The organism is Dysgonomonas sp. 511 (assembly GCF_010501105.1).
In the GTDB taxonomy this organism is placed as follows: domain Bacteria; phylum Bacteroidota; class Bacteroidia; order Bacteroidales; family Dysgonomonadaceae; genus Dysgonomonas.
In genome coordinates this window covers 14,113-34,777 of record NZ_QVMQ01000027.1, presented here as the reverse complement: position 1 = coordinate 34,777, position 20,665 = coordinate 14,113, and the positions used below count along the sequence as shown (strand labels likewise).

Here is a 20,665-nt window from a genome sequence, read left to right as displayed (position 1 = left end):
ATTGTTTGCAGACTTCTAAATAACTACTTAGGGCTGAATCCACCAAATGGAAGCAGCCCTAAGTATTTGTAGGCTAAAAAGTTTTACCGGACAGCAATAGAAAAATTACAGAAAAACGCGCCGATTGTTAACATTTTCCATCAAACTTGTAAAGAATTATCTATAGCATAAAACACTTATGCCAACAAGACAAAGGATTATGAAAAAACATTCAACAACAAGCCCTTACACTGTAATTAAGCTTTCGCAAACCGTGAAATCGTACCCTACATTCAGCCGCAACACTAGGGGATGGATAAACTACGACCGCGACAACCTGTTGCCGCAGCGCATCATAGAGCTAAACAACGAATCGGCGATCAACAAGGCCGTGATAGACAACAAAGTGACCTACATTTGCGGGGCAGGCGTCCGCGACAACGAATACTACGGGCAGCCCAATCCGCAGGACGACTGGGATTCGCTGCTGGAGAAGATAGCACGTGACTATGTAACCTTCGGCGGGTATTGCTTTCAGGTAATACTCAACGAAAACGGCAAGACCGTAAGCCTCTACCACACCGATTTCAGCAAGGTGCGCGTAGGCAGCGTAAACGAATATGGCGTACACCTGAGCTTCTACTTGTCGAACGATTGGCGCAAAACCTACGGCAAGTATGCGCCTGTGGAGATAAAAGCCTATGGAGCAGAAGAGATGCAAAAGGGCGTGCCATACCTTTACTATTTCAGGGATTATGCGCCCAGCCTCGACTATTACCCTGTGCCACAATATTATTCGGCACTCAACTATATAGAGGCCGACGGGCTGCTGGGCAAGTTTTACCGCAACTCTATCAACAACGGGTTTGTGCCTTCTACCATCATCACCATGCCGAGCAACCCTACCGAAGCGCAGAAAGAGCAATTTCAACGCGATATAGAAAGTAGCTATTCGGGCACCAACGGGGCAAACAGTATTGTTGTACTTTGGGGCGAAAGTCAGGAAGTGAAACCTGTGGTGACTTCGTACACGGCGAGCAGCAATGCCGACCTGTACAACAATGTGGACGAGATTATTTTCCAAAAGATCATTTCGGCACACCGCCTTACCTCCCCTACCCTTGCCGGGCTTTCGGGATCGGGCAACCTGAGCGGCAATGCCAACGAGATCATCAATTCGTATGTACTATACAACCAGACGGTTATACACCAACTCCGCCGCAAGATAACGGATGTATTAAGCATCTTTACGGTGAATAACGGGTATAAGATGTTGGAAATAGACGACTTGGATATAGTGGGCAAATTGGCTGGCGAGCAGGAATGAGAAAGGGGGACAACCATCCCCCCCTCTATATACCTCTGAAAAACAGACTATGCTGTTATGACCTTCCCCGATGTGGCGGGCGTTGGTGTGGCGACTGGATAATTATATCTGGTTGTGCATCTTCCTGATACATTTCTACCAGCTTACCATTGAGGAAATGAAGCAGGTAATAACTTCTGGCCGTGGTCTGTTGCCGGCTACTATCAAGTACATACATGGTGTAACGCCAGATTTCCAATGCACCCTCGGATGTCTGTGTCATAGCCTTTATCTGGTAGTTGTCGCCCATCACCTTTACTACCTGCTGCTTGGTCATACCCAGTTGTGTTTTCTTTATGCCATCGTCTACTGTAGAACATGATACGAGGATTGCAGAGACAAACAAAAAGCAGAAGATACGGGATAAAATTCTGTTTCTTTTCATAATAATATGTTTTAGTTACCTATTATTATAGATACGAAAACATACAAATAGTTTAATTATCGCAACAAAATATTTTATTTTAATAATAAACCACCAAAAATATGAACAAAATACTTCTAATCACCGAAAAGCTGTTTAAACAACATTCTCCCATTACAGCCGCAACAGATGTTGCCGAATTTGTACCCTATCTGGGTATCGCACAGGAACTTCATATCACCCCTCTGCTCGGCACGGCATTGATGGACGAACTTTGCCGGCAGGTGGAAGCCAATAGCCTCAACGAAGCCAACAGCGCACTGATAATGCAGATAGCTCCCACCCTTTCGTTCTACACGGTATATCAGGCATTGCCTTTCCATTGGGCTACGATAGTAAACAAGGGCATAACCATCCGCGAGAGCGAAAACAGCAAAGGCGTGTCTATCTCCGACCTAGCACAACTGCGCCAGTGGATAAAAAACGATGCCGACCTGCTGAAAAAACAACTTGCAGATTTCCTCCTTAAAAACAAGGGAGATTATCCCTTGTGGGAAAACAAGCATACAGGTTGCGTGGCCGAGAATATACCATTCGACAGCGGGTTCTTTTTCCCCAAAAGATAACTTCCATAAAAAAAGCACGGCTAAAACAGCCGTGCCTTCTATTAAATTCCAAAAAAATAATTGTTTATTAGAATTTGAAACCAAGAGTTACATAACCGTTGATGTTACGCACCTTGCCTTCGCTTTTGCTTACATCGAGAAGACCATAGTTGAATCCACCGTCTACAACGAAGTGGTTAAATTCGAATCCACCACCTACGCCAACACCGCAGTCGAAACGTTTGAATCCATTGTCGGTAAACAGGTCTGATTTTTCAGTAACCCATCCGTCTTCTCCAATCCAGCTGTTAGTTACACGTCCTCTTACACCATAGGCAGCATATCCACCTCCGTGCAATACGAATTTGGTATTTCCATTGTCGCCGATACCTAATTTAAGACCGATATGAACCGGCAATTGTAGGTATGATGGAGAAACACGGCTTTCTACTTTTCCGTAAATATCATCTCCAACTTCCTCTTCGAAAGTTATTTTAGCACCTTTTTCGGCATATTCCAATCCTGTCATCAGATACAGGTTGTTGGTAATGGCGAAGTCTACTGTTATACCTGCAATACCTGCAAAGCGGTCTCTGAAACCATCAGTATCGTCTCCCTTAAGGTCTGACAAGTTCATACCTACCTTTACACCGAAAGTAATAGGTTTAGTTTGTGCATTAACTGACAATCCCGACAAGAATAATGCAGTTATACAAAGTAAAAAAATCTTTTTCATAACATTTTTTTTAAATACAATTAATAATTTATCTTACAACACTTTATTATAATAATACTAAAATTTATATCCTACCGAGAGGTATGCGCTCATATTACGCATCTTTAGGTCGTCGTCTCCATTATAGATATTGGCAAGCCCAAAATCGAAACCGATTCCGATCGGTATTCTTTCGAACAACTCGATACCTGCTCCGGCTCCCAGCCCAAAATCGAAACGGCTTGCCCTGTCGTCGCCAAAGAAGCCGATCTTCTCGGTAGTGGTTTTGCCTTCGATGGTAGTATCAATGGTAGTCCTGCCCTTTAACCCGTAAGCAAAGTAAGGACCTGCATGGAATACTAGCTTCGAATCGTCGAGTATATCCATTTTGTATGCTATATGTACAGGTAGCTGAAGGTACAATGTAGTAGCTTTATTTTCCACCCCTACCTTCTGATTTTCGATCGTATAATCGGCATTCCATTTTGCTCCTTTCAGGTTGAGTTCGAGCCCCGAAAGCAAATACCATGTATCTGTCAGGTAAATATCGACCGTAGCTCCACCCAGAGCGCCTATCCGAGCCTTGGTGTCGTCCAGATCTCCACTAAGATTAGAAAAATTACCCCCTACTTTTACTCCGAAAGTTACACCCGGAAACTGGGCGTAAACAGAGATATTGAACAAAAGAATTGTTACAATAATTGAAAGAATTTTCTTCATAAATGTTAGATTTTTATTAATGATAAATCATATTCATATACTAACAATAAACAAATATATCGTTTTTTAGTTTAAAATAAAAAAAAAATTGCAATCATACCAGCCGCGACAGGTCTTCGATGCATTCGTCTACCGCTTCTTCGGGCGTAGCCCACGAGGTGATGAAACGTATGGCCGTATGCTGGTTATCAACCGTTTGCCAGTCGAGAAACTCGTAGTTTTGGTGCAGTGCTGCTACCAGTTTGTTGGGCAAAATAGGAAATATCTGATTTGTGGGCGAATCTACTAGCATAGGAAAGCCTTGTGCACGAAAAGCTTCCGACAATTTGCCAGCCATCTTATTGGCATGTGCTGCCAGGCGAAAAATCAGATCGTTGCGCAACAGGCAATCGAATTGTACGCCGATAGTGCGCCCTTTGGCCATCAAGGCGCCACGCTGCTTGAGGTGGTATTCGAAATCTTTTTTCAATTCCTCATTTGTTATCACGATAGCTTCTCCGAGTAATGCCCCGCATTTGGTACCCCCCAGATAAAAGACATCGGTAAGCGCAGCAATATCGGTCAGCGACATATCGCCACCTCCGGCTGCGAGGGCCATCGGCAGACGTGCGCCATCCATGAAGAGGAGCAAATCATTTTCTTTGCAGAAGATATATAAGTCCGACAGTTCTTTATATGTGTATATCGTTCCCAGTTCGGTAGCGTTGGATATATACACAGCACGCGTGCGCACTGCATGATGCCCCCGTGCCTTATTGAGCAAGGGTTTTATATCATCGGGACAAAGCTTGCCTCCGGCGGTGGGCACGGCTTCTACTTTATGGCCTGTGGCTTCTATGGCGCCCGACTCGTTGGTATAGATATGCCCGGTAGTGGCTGCGGCTACCGACTCGAACGGGCGGAGCATAGATGACAGCACTACCAGGTTGGCTTGTGTGCCGCCCGATACAAAATGCACGGCAGCCGAAGGGTCGTGTATGCGCATCCTGATAGCTGCAACTGCGCTCTGTGTATGGCTGTCGCAGCCATAGCCTTGTTGCTGATCGAAATTACTTACTACAAGTTCTTCTAAAATGGAAGGGTGGCAGCCTTCTGCATAATCGTTGGCAAAACTGTATTTCATATGTATATTTTTTACAAAAAAAGCAATTATTGCAGAAATAGCACTTAAAAATTCATCCCATTTATGGAAATTTCATAAAAAATCACTCTATTTGCTAAGAGTTACTAAGAAGTATATAAGTAATCGTAAGGGGAATAGGCAACGGAAGCTACCATGCCGTTGCTGCATTGCACAATAATACAGATGGCAGCTATGGTAAGATATATCGCGAATACTCTTTTTTTTGTTATCGTCCTTTTAGCTATATTAGGAGTGGCTTGTTGTGTGTTCGAAGCTTCGGTGAGGAATGAAACCCGCCGCTTCGACGCCGAAAAATTCAAACAGATAGGATTTTCGGATGATGAACTGAGCCTCTTTTGCGACGTGGCATTTACCGGCGACGAAATACGTGTGAGAAAATGGACTGACAATATATTCGTAGAGATAAAGAACATCGACGAAATAGAGCCGTATGCAGTAGAAGAAGTCGATTCCATCATCGCCATCCTTGCTCCATTGATAGCTCCCGTGAAGATACAACGTGTAGAATCGGGGGGCAACCTGCATGTCTACCGCCGTGTGGAGCGCATAGACCCGCTAAAGCCGGAGAAGTACTGCCCCAGAGGTTTGGCACGTATCAACAAGACCAGTGCCTATTCGTGGGATATCAACTTTGCCATAATATTCGATGGATGCGATGCCAGTTCGCAAACCCTGATGCACGAATTTGAACATGCACTGGGGCTCAACCACCCTATCAAACTTTATCCATATTATATCACTATCGGACGCTCGGTGATACCTCAATACTTCCGTACCATGCGCGAGGTGCAGGCTTTCCGCAGCCAGCCCTTCTATCTGTCGCCACAAGAAAAAACAGTAATACGCATGCTCTATTCGCCGGAGGTAAGGCCGGGTATGCACATCGACCACTTTGCCGCCAGAATGGAAATGAGCGAGGATGAAAAAGAAAAAATGATACCACAGATACGCATCCCCCGGATTATTATATACCCTTCGCCCGACGATTATTTCGAGAATGAAAAAACCGGCAAGCCCAAAGCCAGACAGCCGAAGCATCTATAAAAAAAGATTTGCTATAAAATTTAAACGGGTCTTATTTGCCCAATACATTTTTTATTATACTTTTGCCAAAACTATTTTTATAGATTTTAGTGATTTTTTGCAGACTCTAACATATTATTTAATCTAACACTTTACACAAAATGTTAACAAAAATCGGTTCTTTTATGGCTATCATCGGTGCTATGGCCATGGTATTAAGTTTCCTCGACAGAGTGCCTCGCGTTTTATTCTGGATCTACCTTTGGGGCGATACTGTAGCTTGGATAATAATGATAGCTATTACAGTAATAGGCGCTGTACTTTGGTTGCTGGGCAAAAAAGGTGCAACGGCTGAATAAAGCCGCCTGATTATCCTTTGGGATAATAAAAAAACAAAGTGGGCGTGTCGGAAGTAAAACAGCACTAAAGATGATACTTCCGGCGCGCCTTCTATATCCGATTATATTCATCAAACAATAACATAAAATGAAAAAACACTTCTTAATTGTCCTTGCAGCAGTGTTGTCACTGGCTGCCTTCGACGTATCGGCTCAGCAAAAAAAGAGGTCGTCGACTTCTCGCGCACGAAAAAAGACAACAGCTGCCGCACCCCTTACCAGAGTCAGTGCCGGCAACATAATAGAAATGACAAATAGTGTGGTCGACATCTACAACACTCAGCTAGAAAGCATGAAAACACTGGGTGACAGGCTCGAACGCCTCGACAAGTCGATAAACCAGGTAATACAAAACCCTAAGACCAGCAGCTATGCGGCTGCCAATACCAGCGGTATATATTCTTTCCGCGACGGGCAGTATAAGACGTTTCAGGAGAAAGCCAAACTAGCTCCTGCATTTACCGAAAAAGCAGAGATAATGGCTAATATGACTGCGATAAACAACGAGTTTGAGGTGGCAAAGGTGCTTGGCAACAATGCCTATAATTACTTCCGCGAAAAAAAATATATGGAAGACGATGAGAAATATACGAATTTTATAGCCCTGCGCGATACATTCTACGCATCGTATAAAAAGATAAACATCATGTTTAAGAAAACGATGGAACTTTCTTCGGCTGCGGGCGACCGTGCCGAATTGGTCGTGCTAAAATCGCATCCGCTGGCTTCGGTGATTATACCTATGAAGAAAAACCTGAGCGCAGTATCGCAAATGATGGCTAAATGCCGCGACGACAAGCCTGATGCCGAAGCAATAAAAGCAGATGTGGCCACCATACGCAAATCGCTGGAGAAAGACAAGGTGGCGACACCCGCTATGAAGGCCTCGATGAAAACCAACGGAAACAGTGAAGACCGCTTCAACCGCTTCTATGAATATGTTGGCGAAACGGCGAGCAATGCCGACAAATTCCTCGAATATCTCGACCCGGCCAAGGAAATAACGGATATAGACCATGTTTACAAAGAAACTGTAGAGGATGCCCGCAACCGCCACCTGAAACAGATATATAATGAGATAAGCAGGTTTTACAAGCTGATGGTACACGAGTATAACGGCCTGTAAGAGAAAATAGCAGAAACTATATATAAAATAAAAGTCCCCCTGCCAAACGCGAGCGGAGGGACTTTATAATCAGAGTTTTGTGCGGATCCATTTTACAGAAAACCAGCCCAGCAAGATGAGCAGCACGATGCGGCCGCACCATATTTGAAACGACTGGAACGACGAGAGCCTGTTCACTTCTTTTTCCACATCTACGGGATAAGGGATACGGATGGTATCGGACAGATAAACGGAGTCTGTCCTCAGCTTGTCGTGGTAGAGGTATTTGTACTTTTCTACCCATACGGTATCGCCTCTCATCTTTACCAATACCGAGTCGTGGAGATATACCGAATCGCGGCGAAAAGTATCCCTGTATTCTGTTTTTACTGTTTCTACCGGCACATATATAGCCTTCGCCTTGCATCCTGAGAATATAAGGAAAAAGACAATCAGCACTACTGCAACAATGGCTGCAACATGTATTCTATAAGCCTTTTTCATCATTGCATTCATTTTATTATTAGCTCCAGACATCTTCGAATACTGAATTATAAACTCCACCTTCTGAAACAACCCTATGCTTAAACAGATTCAATCGTGCAGTTTCCGTATAATCTGACTCTTGCATAGGAACGACACTCATATACAATATTCCATCATTTGAAACACACTCGTCGATATTAAACCGGGTATTAGCAGCACCATAAAGGTTTAATTCGTTTTGTGTTGTTCTTATATAGATTTTGCTGTCTACATCCAAATTGATTGATAATGATTCGGCAGAACGCGTAGCCTGATTGTTGCCTGTAGGAATATAAGATGTAACATCATCTTTATATTCAAACTGAAAGCCTGTAGCGATTAATGTATTGCGGCTATGTTGTATGTTTTTAGAAAAGCCAACCACCCAATTCCATGTAAGGTCGAAAGCCTGTACCTGATAAATATTATCTCTCAAATGATGATGTACATAAGTTTTTTTAGGTGAAATAGTCGCTCCATCATACAAAATATTAGAGATTCCAAGAACAGGCTTTTCGTTATCTTCTCTTTTGATAAAACACGAAAACACTAAATCAGCATGATTAGGCGAATCGTGTGCAAATGGCTGATATATTGAGCTCGCTCGTGTATCGTTATGAACAAACCGACCTGCATATTTTACAAATTCGAACCAGTTTATACCTATCTGGTCAACGGTTGCATTTTCGCCCCATAACCTTTTTATAGAAAAATCGCTGCTCTTTGCAAAGTTTGTAGCTTCTTTCTCCACTAATATCTTCGCTTGGTTAGAATAATTACCATAATCTATGCGAGGAATATTTCGATCAGCGATATCCATATCTAATTTGCTATCAAAATATGTGGCAGATGTAGTCCTGTCAAAGTCCAGTTTCACACAACCGACTTCACCATCCTTAAAAGAAATAGCATATATAACGCCTGCTTTATAAGCTCCCGGAATTAAAACGATCTCTTTGCTTCTTTCTTTTTCTGTAAGATTCAGATAAGAATCGAAAATAGAACTATCAACAATACCTCCATCCTCTTTCACCTTATTAATAAAAGTTTTAAGGATGTCGTTCCAATAGCCTTCGTCGGAAAAATAGAAGATAGCCAGATGTAATATGCCCTCATTATTCAACAATTCTTCTACATTGAAAATCCCAGCTTCGCGATAGATAACAATGTCTTGTTTGGTCGTTTTTATTTCTATCCGGGCATTTTGCCTGAGGTTGATAGACAGGTATTCCTTCGAGCGGGTTGCCTGGCTGCCATTGGTCGGAATGTAGGAAGTCGGGTTTGCAGATGATTCGGTTTGCATAGCTGATATAAGCAATGATGTATTGACCGCAGTTGAATTGATTGAATCCAATGATAATACGGGACGCAAAGAATTCCCTGTGTTGCCAGTGACCGTAAAAGCTGTAACCATAGGTTTATTGTCAGCAAACCGAACCGCATAATTCACTATCTCCCCATTTCCAAATAGAATACGGGATTTAATGGTTGCTGATACCGGAGTATAAACCGCATATCCTAAACCACTAGTAGTATCTATATTCTTTAAATACGTACTAGTGCTGAAATCTGTTCCTAGATTAATAGCAGGATGATATATCCATTTGTACAACCCTGATTCTGCTTTGGTCACTTTATATGCAGGCATACCAAGTATGGTATCCTCTGATAGTTCGTGGCTTGTGCCAAAATCTAACCATTGCGAGAAATCTTGTGAGTAACGAATAATATTTACCGCTTCTTTTTCTACCAGTATCTTTGCCTTGCTACCATAGTTAATAAAGTCTACACGCGGCACATCTTTACTTACCTGATGCATCTTGAGATTGCTATCGAAACAAGTAGCATCCGACATACGCGAAAAATCGAGCGGTACAGCAGAACCATTCCTGTTATCCATTGCATATACTACCCCTTGCGATGTGGCAGCAGGCAGCAATATTACACTGGCTTTTTTCTTTATATGGGGTTCGAGGTTGTCGTATAATTCATTGACAAGGGGTTCGTTTACACGCACCCCTATCTTTTGCATCTTATCCGAAAACCTTCTTATCAACCTCGAACCCCTAGACAAAAAGAGCCTCGCTGAGTATTTCGTTTACATTTCCTGCGTTGACGGGTTGTGTGTTGACTGAAATATTTCCTATCTTTTCGGAAAACAAGACCGATTTGCTGCTTCCTTGCAGAAATACGGCCGTATCGCCTGCAATATTGTATTCTATCGAATTGTAGGCACGTTGGTAGGTTTGCCCGTCCTTTTCGAACGAGATGCTCTTTGTATTGGTTGTGATTGTCAGCATAATTTTTTATTTATTAGATTATTGATTCTCAAATTCTTTCTTTACATCGAAACTCGGGCAGGCTTTTGCTGCAAACTCGCAATGCCCATGTACAGCAGCATTGGGAAAAGCAGAACGTAAAGTTTCTACGATCGCCCTCAAGGCTATCTTCTGCTCGTCGGTACGTGTATCTTTGGGATTGCCCTCGGCATCTGTTCCGCCGATGTAGCATATACCTACAGAATAGGTATTATGACCTACAGTATGCGCTCCTACCTCTTCGAGCATTCGCCCCGGATGCACACTACCATCAAGATAGACAACAAAATGGTAGCCAATCTTGCGGAAACCGCGCGCACGATGCCAACGGTCTATATCATCGGTGGTGAAATGTTCGCCTTGGCGGGTAGCCGAGCAATGAATGATTATTTTATTTATCTTCCTCATCTTTTTCTGTTTCCTCTTTTGTGCGGTTTATTGCCTGCCTGACGCTTTCGGGCATCATCTGCGCAAACTGGAAGCTAACCAAATGATATACAGCTTTTATCCACAAATGGGCAGGATAGGCTTTAGAGAGGTTGCGAAGTCCGTTGCGCAGATAATAATAGAGAGCTATCCACGTAAGCACCTGCACGGCATACACACTCTTCTCGTTGTGAACCATCAGATCCATTATACCTTTCAGTATATAGGTAATACCAACAATAATGAATAGTTCGATAAGGCTGTCTTTAAACTTCTTTTTCTTAAAATTCTTCCAACGCGAGAGGCTCACATCATCGGCGCGCATTCCGGCAAGTATATTAAATGCGAATGCTGCAAACAGCGCATACATAAATGTGATGGTGCTGTCGAAATACGCCGCCGCCATTCCAAACAGGCTTACGAGCAATGCCTGTACATTGCCCAGCCACGACAATTTTTCTAATATACGTTCCATAGGCTTTATCGTTTTACAGGAATTTGCGATATGGTGTCTTTGGTGTTTCGTGGCTGAATGCTTCGAACAGCCCGGCTTTCTTTTCTGTTTTGAATATCACATTGAAAAGGAAATCGGACCATAAGGGTTCGCGGGTATCTTCTTCGCCTTCTTCGAGCAATATCGGGGGATTGAGGTTTACCTTGCCTACTACGTCTATCAGTATATCCCTGTCTTCGTAGTAGTTGCCTTTAAAACTGATTACATTGTCGAGTTCTTCTCTCTCTTTGCACGAATAATAATGCGGTCGAATACTGCGAGTTGCAGAATGCCTTCATTGTCGAGGTCTTCGTGAATATTCCATGTGCCGGCAGGCTTTTCGAGGACGACGTTTTGTTTGGTCGTTTTCAGATAGATGGAGCACGGGTTTGTTAAAGTGTAAGATAAAAGGTCGGCTGCACGGGTAACCTGACTATCGGTCGTAGGAATATAAGATGTCGAAATACCACCTTTTTCTATCTGTACACCTGATATTAACATGTCGGAAAGTTGACGATTACTGCCATATTTCATAAGACCTGTATTGATTGGGGTAGTAACAACATTGATATTATTACCTATCCGGTAGATATTATCTTTCAGATTATCTGTAACAGGGGAATTATTACGGGCAGACCCACCACCAAAGTTCCAACCTGCATCATAATTTATATTTTGAATATTAAGAATTTTAGGTTTCTCGTTATTCTCCAATTTAGTATATACCGAATATCTATACACATCCCCTACATTCCAATCTGAAAAGCCCCTGTACATATAGTATGTTTTGGGGTCTGTTATAATGGGGTATCTCACCCCATTAAGGATAAAGTTAAACCAATTAAGCGTGCCTATTTCCTTGATATACGTGCCATAGATTCCAGTAGGTTTATCCGATATTGTGCTATAGTCTGCAAGATTGGTTGCTTCTTTTTCTATAAGGATTTTTGCAGTACCTAACGCATCTTTAAATTTGTAGCAGTAGTAAGGGTATGATTGGAAAGAGCCTCCAACGTTCGTAGATATTGCTATTTTGTAAATACCTTCGGGTACAGTAAAGAAACCCTCAATAATACTCACAACTTGGTTCAAATCTTCATAATTATTGCCAACGCTATTTAAGTCTATAAACGTACCATCGGTCTTAAAACCTAATATACCGACCTGTCTTCCTCCCGTACTCAAATTTTTCACAGCAAATTTATCCCCTTTGTTCACATCCTCTATTATAATAGATTTTATATTTTCACTTGGGATAAATACACCGGTTTTATCGTAATACCCTTGTATATTTTCATTTATTTGCCAATAGTCGCCCGATAGATATTCACGGTTGTAATTACCAAAATCTATACGCGGCATATCAGCTTCTACCATCTGCATATCCAAATTCTTATCGAACACGGTTGCACCTGTAGCTCGGCTAAATGAAAATTGCGACAGAGCTCCGGTACGTGGATTCATACCATATAGCAATCCGGGGTTATATGCTCCGGGAAAAAGTACAGCCTCTGCATTTGCAAGAATAAAAGGGTTTAGTTGCTTAAAGCCCTCTTTCAAAATGGTTGCATCTGTCTGTACTCCCAATGATGAGAGATTGTCGATAAAATAATTGAGAGCGGTAACTTCGAAGCCAAAGTTTTCCATCATCCGCAAAAAACTCCTATTCATCCATTTACCACCACTAAACACAGTAATGTCATTATCCTTAGGATTACTTATTTCCACGTCCTCAAGGTCTGAAAATGCATTTTCGCTTCTCTTTCCTATGTAGCCATATCCCCAGTTACCCCTCTGTCCGTAATAAAAGTTACGGATAAACAATTCGCCTCCGCTTTGCTTCAACAATGAAAACTTTCCCACCTCTTCGAAATGAAAAAATACTGTGCGCCAATCGTCCTGAGGGCGAACCTCTACCGAATTGTTCAACCCGTTGGACAACAGCCAACATCCGTTATCTCCATCGCCTCTCACTTCAAACATCACCCATGTGGGGTTGTTGCTAAGTATCGTGTCCGACATGCTAATACCGTCCCCTTCATTTGCTGAAAGAATAAGGCAACCTTCATTTTGCCAGTCGCCATAAATCTCACAATTGTCTGTCGACTTCCAATCGCCAAAATCACCATTCAGCGAATACCGCCTGTCGAATACATCCGCAGCCCAAAGCTGATCCTTTTTAGCATAACCATTCAACTCTATTACAGGTTGCTTAGGTGTGTATCCACCGGCATCCCACCTCCCTTTTGCCCTGCATATCCATACCGTACCGGGAAAAGGAGAACCGACGTAAGCATAATCTCCAACTTTGGGCTCAGGATAAGCGCTTTTCAATAGGTTTTCATTTTCGAAATAGCCTTTGAATCGCTCCAACCCTTCAATTTTCCCCGATACATCAGTCACCTTTTCGGCAATCTTTCCGGCATATTTCTGCACAGTCTTGTACGATGAATCCACCGAATCGTTCATCCGGTCGAAGTTCTCGTTTATCTTGTCGCGCGACAACTCTCCGCTATCGCCAAGTTGTACTTTATCAATATATATTTTTGCCATATAATAATTGTTTTCTTTGTTAAATCGTTTTCCAAACTCCATCGTATGTCCACAATCCGCCGTCGTTCCACACACCATTGTCGAGAATCCACTGAGGAGCAAAGCTTTTGGTATCCTTACTCACTTCGATAAGTGGGAGTAAAGAGTTTTTGGTTATGGAAATGCTATAGCCCGATGTATCACCCGTCTGTCCCGATTGCTGGTTGAAGGAAAGCGACGCCCCACCATCGGAGCCAAACGAAAACACACGTCCCTGCATAGTGGCAAAGGTCACGAGATATTTATGCGAACGGGCTGTAAGCAATGCAGATAGCTTATCTCCATCGAGTGAACGGACAAAGGTGGTCAACTGCTGTTTGTAGATGCCATTGTCGTAATTTTCGGTAAAGTTGCTCTCATCTACTGTGCTTATCTCGGTATATTGCGACAAGGCGACAATCTTCTCGGCATAGCCTTCGCTGTACAGCCCATCGCTGCGGAAAACGTAGGAGACGAAATCGTCGATATCCAAAAGGAAAAGCGAACGGATTCCCCCGGGTGTGTACTGGCAGCCGTGTTTTATATTTTGCAGTAATTTACAAGTCATAGTTGTTAAACCAGCCCCCTAAATCCCCCAAAAAAGGGGGACTTATAAAGAGGGTATTTGTTAGTAATTATCTTTTTTTACTCACAGGTTGTACCCTAATCCTCCTTCCGGAAGATTAGGAGAGAATAGCCCGGATTATCGCTACTCTGTAATAGCAGTTACCACACTTTCGCTGGCAAGCAAACGGGCAATCTCTATTTCCGTGCCGGCCATAGTCACAGTCCAACCTGTAGCATCGGCTTCTGCTGCGCCCGAAGCATAGTTGAAGGCTGTGGCTGCAAGCCCGTTGTTGCGACCAAGTATGATAGCCCTATTCGACTTGTCGACCACCACTACTGTAAACCTGCCGAGGCTCAGCGCATCGCCCTGATTGAGCAAGGCATAGTTGTAATTGTCGATGGTGAAGTTGACGGTGTGCGTACGGTACTTACCGCCATTGCCGTTTACAGCCAACTCGTCGGAGAAGGATGCCGTATTGTCTACAAAGTCTATTTTATAAGCCTTCAATGTATTGTCGGCAAGAGTGATAGTTTCTACAGCACCGTCGGCATCGAGCGTGCATTTGTTTTCGGAGTCGTAGTTGAACAGATAAATGGCTTTTACGCCTGCTACTGAATACTGACAATTGTCTTTTGTGATTTTCGAAGTTAATTTACATCCTGACATAGTTTCTTTTTTTTAATTAATTGATTTGAAAATTAGCATATTAGCAAATGATATATAATTTTTACATTTACTAATTCCCGAATTTGCTTATCGGATTAGTTATTCGGGCTATAAAACACTACCTCGTCTTCGAACGGAATGACGAAACCCAGACGCAAACGCCCATCGATGAATATCTTGTTGTCGTAAGGAGCAGCCATCTGCCCGAGACGGATTTCCTCTAGGTCGCTCAGCAGGTCTGTGCCCAACAGGAAGTTAGAGGCTTCGGCTATCACCATATCGTTGTCGCCGATACCTTTCACCGGAACTATTTCTGCACCAAGATATTTCACCACATCGTTTTCTACTATGAAGTTGGGGTTTACCACCACATTTGTACCAAACACGCCCCCCAGAGCGATTTTCACCTTCATCAATGTAGCATACGAAACGTAGATATTGAGGCTTTCTTTTTCGAGCCCTACTGCAGCTACATCTTCGGGCAAAAATGAGAAAGCAGCTTCTATTTCGCCTAATACATTATCTTTAGTAAGGGTTACACCGTTTACCTTAATGGCTTCGGCACTGTCGGCAAGCACTTTGGTAACGCCATCGAAATCGTTGGCATCGGCAGAACTGTCACCCTTGAAAATCTTAGTTTCTATCTCGCTGCTCAGTTCGCTTGCAAGGAGAGCCATTGTAGCCTCTTCGAGCGTGTCGGGCAATTCCTGATTCTTTGCGCCGGGCCCCATCATCCAGATGGTACGTTTGCGCTCAAGGTCGTCGAGACATTGTTCGAGGTTGATTTTGTAGGTCTTTACTTTCAGTTCTTTTTCGCTGAGCTTAGCCATTTGCTGAGGCGTCCACGAGCAATCGCGCGAATCGGCTTGCAGGATGTTGCCGGCAAGGTCGATAAGGTTGAGCTGAGTCGATTCTTTTACGCCGATAATGGGGGTTATCTTACCCTTTTCTATCAGTTTACCGCCAAATACGGCTTTTGTAAACCAGTCCATATTAGACGATGGCTGGTAGGTTAATGATGAAATGTCGTACATATTGTTTGCCATAATTAAATTGATTTAATGATTTGAAAATTAGCAGATCAGCTAATATTCGAATTCGCTAATTGATTTACTTCCTGCGGCTGATACTCTGGTTGAGAGCGGCAGCCAGACGCTCGGCGGTAGTCATACCCGAAACGCTTTTACTGCCGGAGAGATGCATTGCGGGCTGTGCCGACGGTGTTTTGCGGCGCATTTCCTCTACCTGTCCCTTTGTATCTTCAAGCAAGGACTGCGCTTCTTCGAGCGATTTTGTAAGTTCGTCGATGGTCTGCTGCATAGCTGCAATCTTAGCCTTGAGGGCTTCGGAAGTCTTCGGATCAAAATCGGACAGCTTTTGTTTTATTGGCTTACGCCTAAGTGTTTCGGGGGCTGTGGCTTCGGCAGGCCGGGTCTTGTCTTGCGACTGTTCGCGGGTTTCTACAAACTGCCCCTCTTCGTCTATCGCCAGCAGGTTGCCGTTTGCCAGCTTGTGCTCTCCGGCCGGCATCTGTTCGCCATCGAGGGTGGCAAAACCATCCTGATCTACATAGGCTTCGCTGCCATCGGCAAGGATGAAGACCACATAGGGCGTACCGCTTGCCGTTGCATCGCTTTTTTGTACGCTTTCTATATCGAGAAGCATACGGGCAATGCGCCTGAGCAGGGTTTGTTTAGGTTTCTTTTTGTTCATTCTTACATTCTTTTTGTTTTTAATGTGGGAAACATCGGGTTGCTGGTTGAAAAAACCTTCCAAAGAGAAGCCTTTGACATTGCCGGTCATCACTTCTTTTTGCCAATACTCATTGTCGGATACCTTGTAGCTACACATCAGGGTTCCTTTGGGAAGGCTTTCGAAACCAAGGGCTTTCGATTTATCATTTTCGGGGTCTTCTACTATCCACAGCTCAGCCAGATAATTGCCTTCGAGTGGGGTCTGGTGCTGATGGGTGGTAGAATGGAGGGCAATACCGGTGCGCATCATTTTGTGTGCAATCTTTTCTATCTGTTCGGCCGGGAACTTAATGTAATAGTCGCCCGTTTGCGGGCTGTGACGATAGATAAGCTGATCGGGTTTCAGCACTACGCCTGTTAAAATCTGTTTTTGAGAGTCGCGGCTGAGATGCAGGTTTTGTTGCGATTGCTGCCTGAGCGCAACGAAGTCGGCTTCGTTGGCGGGACAATCGACAAACGACATGGCAAGGATGCCGGTGGTGTCGTCTTCGTTGTCGTCGATGATACAGTTGAAAATTGGTAAATCCATAGCTTTTTCCTTTTTACGGTATAGATAACGAGGAAAGGAAAAAATGCAGTTTTTAAGGAATTATTTTGAGAAAAGTGATGACTTTTTCTTCTGAAGAGAAAATTCAGCATATCGGTGTTCGGATGTGACAAATCTGAGTGAGAGATTGATGCTTGCCAATTAGTTTAATTTTTGTTTTTCTTCTATAAAACACAAAACAGGCGCGGCAATTACACCGCGCCTGTTCTATTTGACACAAATACCGCAAAGGAATCTTACTGTTCCCTGCGTATGCGTACCTGTATAGCGTTTTCTATCGGGGTTTCGCTCACGAAAATAAGATAGCCGCCACCACCTGCCCCGCTCAGTTTCCATCCCAGAGCCTTGTCTTTGTATTGGTTCAGCACATCGTATATATTGCTGTCTACCATATGCGGATACATCTTTATCTGTGCTTCGAAGCTTCTCCTCAGGGCATTGCCAAAGCTTTCTACATCCTTATTCTTCAAGGCATCCCAACACTCATTGGCAGCATCGCTCAGTTGGCGGGCGTTGGCAGCAGTAATATCGGTTTGCGACAGCACATCGTAATCATCGTGGCGGGGATATAGCGGCACAAGCCACAAACGCTCTTCTATCCAGTTGAGGAGGCTATCGTCGGTAATGCTCTCGATATACGAAGGCCAGAAATCGCCTTCGTAAAACAGTTTGTTAAGCCCCGGCATAACGATCCCCAGCGAATCTTGCGAGCCGCTTATATACCTTGTTCCGGGAGGATTTTCGTAGCAGAAAAGTGTTCTCGCCAACTGCACCTTGTCGCCTGTAGGGATATCTACTTGCCAGAGCTCTATCGCCTTTTTTCGCGAACTGGTCGACATACCGCTACGGTCGTTAAACTCGTAATCGGGTTCTATCGAGATGGTCAGCACCGCACCCGGGCACAAGCTACTCACCGGGGGTTGGTCGAGCCACCCGCCCGCCAGGTCTATGCGGTATGGGATGCGGCATTCTTCGCGCAGGGCGGTAGTAGAGCGAACAGGCAAGCCTTCGTGCGGCACACGCTTGCTTACGATATATTCTATGCCCAATTCCCGACAAAGGTTTTCTTTGAGGGTACTGTGCCCGTCGCTGTTTACGAAGAAAATATCGGGTTGCAAATGCCGGATATCCTCATCGAAGTCCAGTAAACCTCCCCCACTGTTTATCCAAGCGTCTTTCACGCACTTCAGGGCTTTTACCATATAGAGGCGTTCCTGTTCGTTGTTGAAGGTTTTACGGGCTTTGAGTTCGCCGATGGTCTTATCCGAACCGATGCCGACATACAATTCGCCATAGCCTGCCGCCTCTTCGAAAAAGGCTACATGTCCACTATGAAGCATATCGTAACACCCGCTTACAAAAACTTTCTTCATATTCTGCGTCCCTATATTGTTTTACCAGGGCAAACTCATGAAAAAATGATATTCCAGTTTTGACTACCGTAGGGGCGAATTATCATTCGCCCGCAGATTTTTTTCTATTCCGGGCGAATGATAATTCGCCCCTACAAAACTCAGAATTGAGTTTGGATAAACTTCATGCGTTTGTCCTGATTGTTTTATTTAAAGCCTTTTTTAATTTTACTTTTTACATTTCGCCAATAATGTTATTACCTCTATAGCTCCCTCTTGCGTGTTCGAGATTTCCTTTTTGCCGATTTTTTCAACTAAAGCAGGGCAATCGCCTATAAATTCTTTCGCATCTTTACCGTTACCCCTTAACTTGCTCAGGCTGTATCCGATATACTCATTCTGACTTTCGTCGTCGACAAGGGCAATGAGGTAATATTCGTACATTGGACTGTAATATGCTACATATTTACCGGCCGTACCTATTCTTTTCACGAATTGCTTGTCGCCTTTGCTTCCGGTGAGCACTACACTCAACACTTTCGCCCCGGCTCCATCATTTTCTTTTACCACATCGTAGCGGGCATCTCCTACTACAAAGCAACGGATATCGCCCATTTTATATTTCTTATAAAGTTTGGCTTCGGAGTTTTCGAAATCTACAACTTTACCCAAGCTCATATCCATTATATTCGATTTTGCTTCTTTAGGGGTTTCCACAAATTTCACAGATATAACCCCATCTATCCGCTCTCCGTCTTTAGTTATCACATAGCCCTGTTTTTTAACAATATTCTCAGCAAGCCTTGCTGCTATCGCAGCATTTATCTTATCATTTTCGGCACGCCTCACCTCATTTTTCCTATACGCTATTGTTGGCAACTCGCCCAGCATCACCACATCTGCATCTTTCGTATTTCTGAGAAAATCTACAGAAAGCATCTTGTCGAAGATATTTTCAAATGCCCCGGTAGAACCAGAAAATATACCAAACAAATCCTCAGCTACCCCGTACTGTTGATAAGCTTTATCGAAACTACTTCCCATCGCATAAGCCATAGCGGCATTATAGGAGCATATTTTTCTCATTTGCTTAGAAGAACTTTCATTGTACTGAGAGGCAAAATAGTCGCCCAGCGAATTAAATTCCGATTTCAGGTTGTCATCATATTTTCCGGTATATACAGTCTCAATGGCAACAGTCAGTTTTTCTATCGAAGAATCCAGTTCCGGAAATTTTTCCTTGTATTTCTTCTCAATGGTCATTACATTCGGTTTCGATGTCTTTACCTCGCCGTAAGCCAAAGGGATAAAATCGCTGCAAGCGTACGCATATTCCCTCAGTTTGTTGAACTCGGCACGCGCAAAAATATCTTCTTTCTCTTTCTCATATTTTTCGAGAAGTTTATCATTTGCCATGCTAAAACCTTTTGTCGGCTTATTTTCCATAGCCACCCCCATAAAATTATTGGTACTGAAAAAATCGGGATGGTAAGTAGTCTTATGTTCTTTGCTTCCATCGTCTACTATAAATGTCTTTACTATGTTTCCCGACGCATCTTTCACCTGCAACTGACAAGGATAGGAATATGTTATCTCGATGACCTTCGTACCCCCTTCGAAGGCTACAGGGCCACTGTCACCTAAAAAATCGAAGCCGGAAGTCACCAATTCGAAAGTATAATCGACAGGCTTATCCCCTCTTTCCTGCTTTGCCGGAATGTCGCCCAGATAATTATTGATATACATCGTACCCGATTTCCAGTATTGAAGTTTTTCCGGAACGACATACTTTATTTTGTTTTCCTTTGTCAAGGGATTCAAAATACCCGGTATTTGCTTCAGGTCGAGAGAAATTGATTTGTCTTTGATATCCTGTCCCGATAGGTTGACTGACAAGAATACTGTAATAAATACAAATAGTAGTTTGTTCATTTTTCTAGTGTTATGAGTTAAAGTTCTTTTTATAAAAAACAAAAAAACAAAATATTTATCTAATTATATTGTTTTCATAGCACATTAACACTCA

At 43.3% G+C, this 20,665-nt stretch carries 22 protein-coding genes; 5 read left to right on the top strand and 17 right to left on the bottom strand.

The features are described from left to right. Positions 1 to 199: 199 nt before the first annotated feature. The gene (locus D0T57_RS12420; protein ID WP_163273814.1) at positions 200 to 1,306 is read left to right on the top strand and encodes a phage portal protein; all 1,107 of its coding nucleotides are present in this window, start codon (positions 200 to 202) and stop codon (positions 1,304 to 1,306) included. Between the two features lie 55 nt (positions 1,307 to 1,361). Here D0T57_RS12420 and D0T57_RS12415 read toward each other — a convergent pair whose 3' ends face one another. Continuing rightward, entirely contained in the window at positions 1,362 to 1,730 is a 369-nt protein-coding gene (locus tag D0T57_RS12415) for a hypothetical protein (protein ID WP_163273813.1), read from the bottom strand. Between the two features lie 101 nt (positions 1,731 to 1,831). On the opposite strand from D0T57_RS12415, the gene D0T57_RS12410 reads away from it, so the two are divergent. After that, complete coding sequence (locus D0T57_RS12410; RefSeq protein ID WP_163273812.1) at positions 1,832 to 2,335, top strand: DUF6712 family protein; 504 nt, start codon at positions 1,832 to 1,834, stop codon at positions 2,333 to 2,335. A gap of 67 nt (positions 2,336 to 2,402) precedes the next feature. Here the strand turns inward: D0T57_RS12410 and D0T57_RS12405 are convergent, their stop codons facing one another. From D0T57_RS12405 to D0T57_RS12395, 3 genes are all read right to left on the bottom strand, one after another. Beyond that, the gene (locus D0T57_RS12405; protein WP_163273811.1) at positions 2,403 to 3,050 is read right to left on the bottom strand and encodes a porin family protein; all 648 of its coding nucleotides are present in this window, start codon (positions 3,048 to 3,050) and stop codon (positions 2,403 to 2,405) included. A 57-nt stretch (positions 3,051 to 3,107) separates the two neighbouring features. After that, the gene (locus tag D0T57_RS12400; RefSeq protein WP_163273810.1) at positions 3,108 to 3,749 is read right to left on the bottom strand and encodes a porin family protein; all 642 of its coding nucleotides are present in this window, start codon (positions 3,747 to 3,749) and stop codon (positions 3,108 to 3,110) included. A gap of 94 nt (positions 3,750 to 3,843) precedes the next feature. Next, on the bottom strand, positions 3,844 to 4,872 hold the full coding sequence (locus D0T57_RS12395; protein WP_163273809.1) for a low specificity L-threonine aldolase: 1,029 nt from the start codon (positions 4,870 to 4,872) through the stop codon (positions 3,844 to 3,846). Between the two features lie 192 nt (positions 4,873 to 5,064). On the opposite strand from D0T57_RS12395, the gene D0T57_RS12390 reads away from it, so the two are divergent. The 3 genes from D0T57_RS12390 (at position 5,065) to D0T57_RS12380 (ending at position 7,440) form a co-directional block, all read left to right on the top strand. Next, positions 5,065 to 5,937 (top strand): hypothetical protein, encoded by an 873-nt coding sequence (locus D0T57_RS12390; RefSeq protein WP_163273808.1) that lies wholly within the window; start codon positions 5,065 to 5,067, stop codon positions 5,935 to 5,937. 140 nt (positions 5,938 to 6,077) lie between these two features. Next, positions 6,078 to 6,275, top strand: coding sequence for a hypothetical protein (locus D0T57_RS12385; protein ID WP_163273807.1), 198 nt, complete (start codon positions 6,078 to 6,080; stop codon positions 6,273 to 6,275). A 127-nt stretch (positions 6,276 to 6,402) separates the two neighbouring features. After that, the gene (locus D0T57_RS12380; protein ID WP_163273806.1) at positions 6,403 to 7,440 is read left to right on the top strand and encodes a hypothetical protein; all 1,038 of its coding nucleotides are present in this window, start codon (positions 6,403 to 6,405) and stop codon (positions 7,438 to 7,440) included. Positions 7,441 to 7,509: 69 nt separating this feature from the next. On the opposite strand, the gene D0T57_RS12375 is transcribed toward D0T57_RS12380, so the two are convergent. From D0T57_RS12375 to D0T57_RS12315, 13 genes are all read right to left on the bottom strand, one after another. After that, the gene (locus tag D0T57_RS12375; protein WP_255490589.1) at positions 7,510 to 7,956 is read right to left on the bottom strand and encodes a hypothetical protein; all 447 of its coding nucleotides are present in this window, start codon (positions 7,954 to 7,956) and stop codon (positions 7,510 to 7,512) included. Further along, positions 7,943 to 9,976: a hypothetical protein gene (locus tag D0T57_RS12370; RefSeq protein ID WP_163273805.1), complete on the bottom strand. Its 2,034-nt coding sequence runs from the start codon at positions 9,974 to 9,976 to the stop codon at positions 7,943 to 7,945. Before D0T57_RS12370 ends, D0T57_RS12375 begins: the two co-directional genes overlap by 14 nt. Before the next feature lie 34 nt (positions 9,977 to 10,010). Then, a complete protein-coding gene (locus tag D0T57_RS12365; RefSeq protein WP_163273804.1) occupies positions 10,011 to 10,244 on the bottom strand; it encodes a hypothetical protein in 234 nt (77 codons plus the stop codon). A gap of 18 nt (positions 10,245 to 10,262) precedes the next feature. Further along, a complete protein-coding gene (locus tag D0T57_RS12360) occupies positions 10,263 to 10,670 on the bottom strand; it encodes an N-acetylmuramoyl-L-alanine amidase (RefSeq protein WP_163273803.1) in 408 nt (135 codons plus the stop codon). Continuing rightward, positions 10,654 to 11,163: a hypothetical protein gene (locus D0T57_RS12355; protein WP_163273802.1), complete on the bottom strand. Its 510-nt coding sequence runs from the start codon at positions 11,161 to 11,163 to the stop codon at positions 10,654 to 10,656. Before D0T57_RS12355 ends, D0T57_RS12360 begins: the two co-directional genes overlap by 17 nt. Before the next feature lie 13 nt (positions 11,164 to 11,176). Further along, positions 11,177 to 11,323: a hypothetical protein gene (locus tag D0T57_RS12350; RefSeq protein ID WP_163273801.1), complete on the bottom strand. Its 147-nt coding sequence runs from the start codon at positions 11,321 to 11,323 to the stop codon at positions 11,177 to 11,179. Positions 11,324 to 11,403: 80 nt separating this feature from the next. Further along, positions 11,404 to 13,734: a hypothetical protein gene (locus D0T57_RS12345; RefSeq protein ID WP_163273800.1), complete on the bottom strand. Its 2,331-nt coding sequence runs from the start codon at positions 13,732 to 13,734 to the stop codon at positions 11,404 to 11,406. 19 nt (positions 13,735 to 13,753) lie between these two features. Then, entirely contained in the window at positions 13,754 to 14,320 is a 567-nt protein-coding gene (locus D0T57_RS12340; RefSeq protein ID WP_163273799.1) for a hypothetical protein, read from the bottom strand. Between the two features lie 141 nt (positions 14,321 to 14,461). Beyond that, entirely contained in the window at positions 14,462 to 14,986 is a 525-nt protein-coding gene (locus D0T57_RS12335; RefSeq protein WP_163273798.1) for a hypothetical protein, read from the bottom strand. A 95-nt stretch (positions 14,987 to 15,081) separates the two neighbouring features. After that, entirely contained in the window at positions 15,082 to 16,032 is a 951-nt protein-coding gene (locus D0T57_RS12330; RefSeq protein ID WP_163273797.1) for a hypothetical protein, read from the bottom strand. A gap of 64 nt (positions 16,033 to 16,096) precedes the next feature. Continuing rightward, positions 16,097 to 17,269, bottom strand: coding sequence for an XkdF-like putative serine protease domain-containing protein (locus tag D0T57_RS12325; RefSeq protein ID WP_163273796.1), 1,173 nt, complete (start codon positions 17,267 to 17,269; stop codon positions 16,097 to 16,099). Positions 17,270 to 17,523: 254 nt separating this feature from the next. Next, entirely contained in the window at positions 17,524 to 18,660 is a 1,137-nt protein-coding gene (locus D0T57_RS12320; RefSeq protein WP_163273795.1) for an adenylyltransferase/cytidyltransferase family protein, read from the bottom strand. Positions 18,661 to 18,867: 207 nt separating this feature from the next. Continuing rightward, on the bottom strand, positions 18,868 to 20,571 hold the full coding sequence (locus tag D0T57_RS12315) for a hypothetical protein (RefSeq protein ID WP_163273794.1): 1,704 nt from the start codon (positions 20,569 to 20,571) through the stop codon (positions 18,868 to 18,870). Positions 20,572 to 20,665 lie beyond the last annotated feature (94 nt).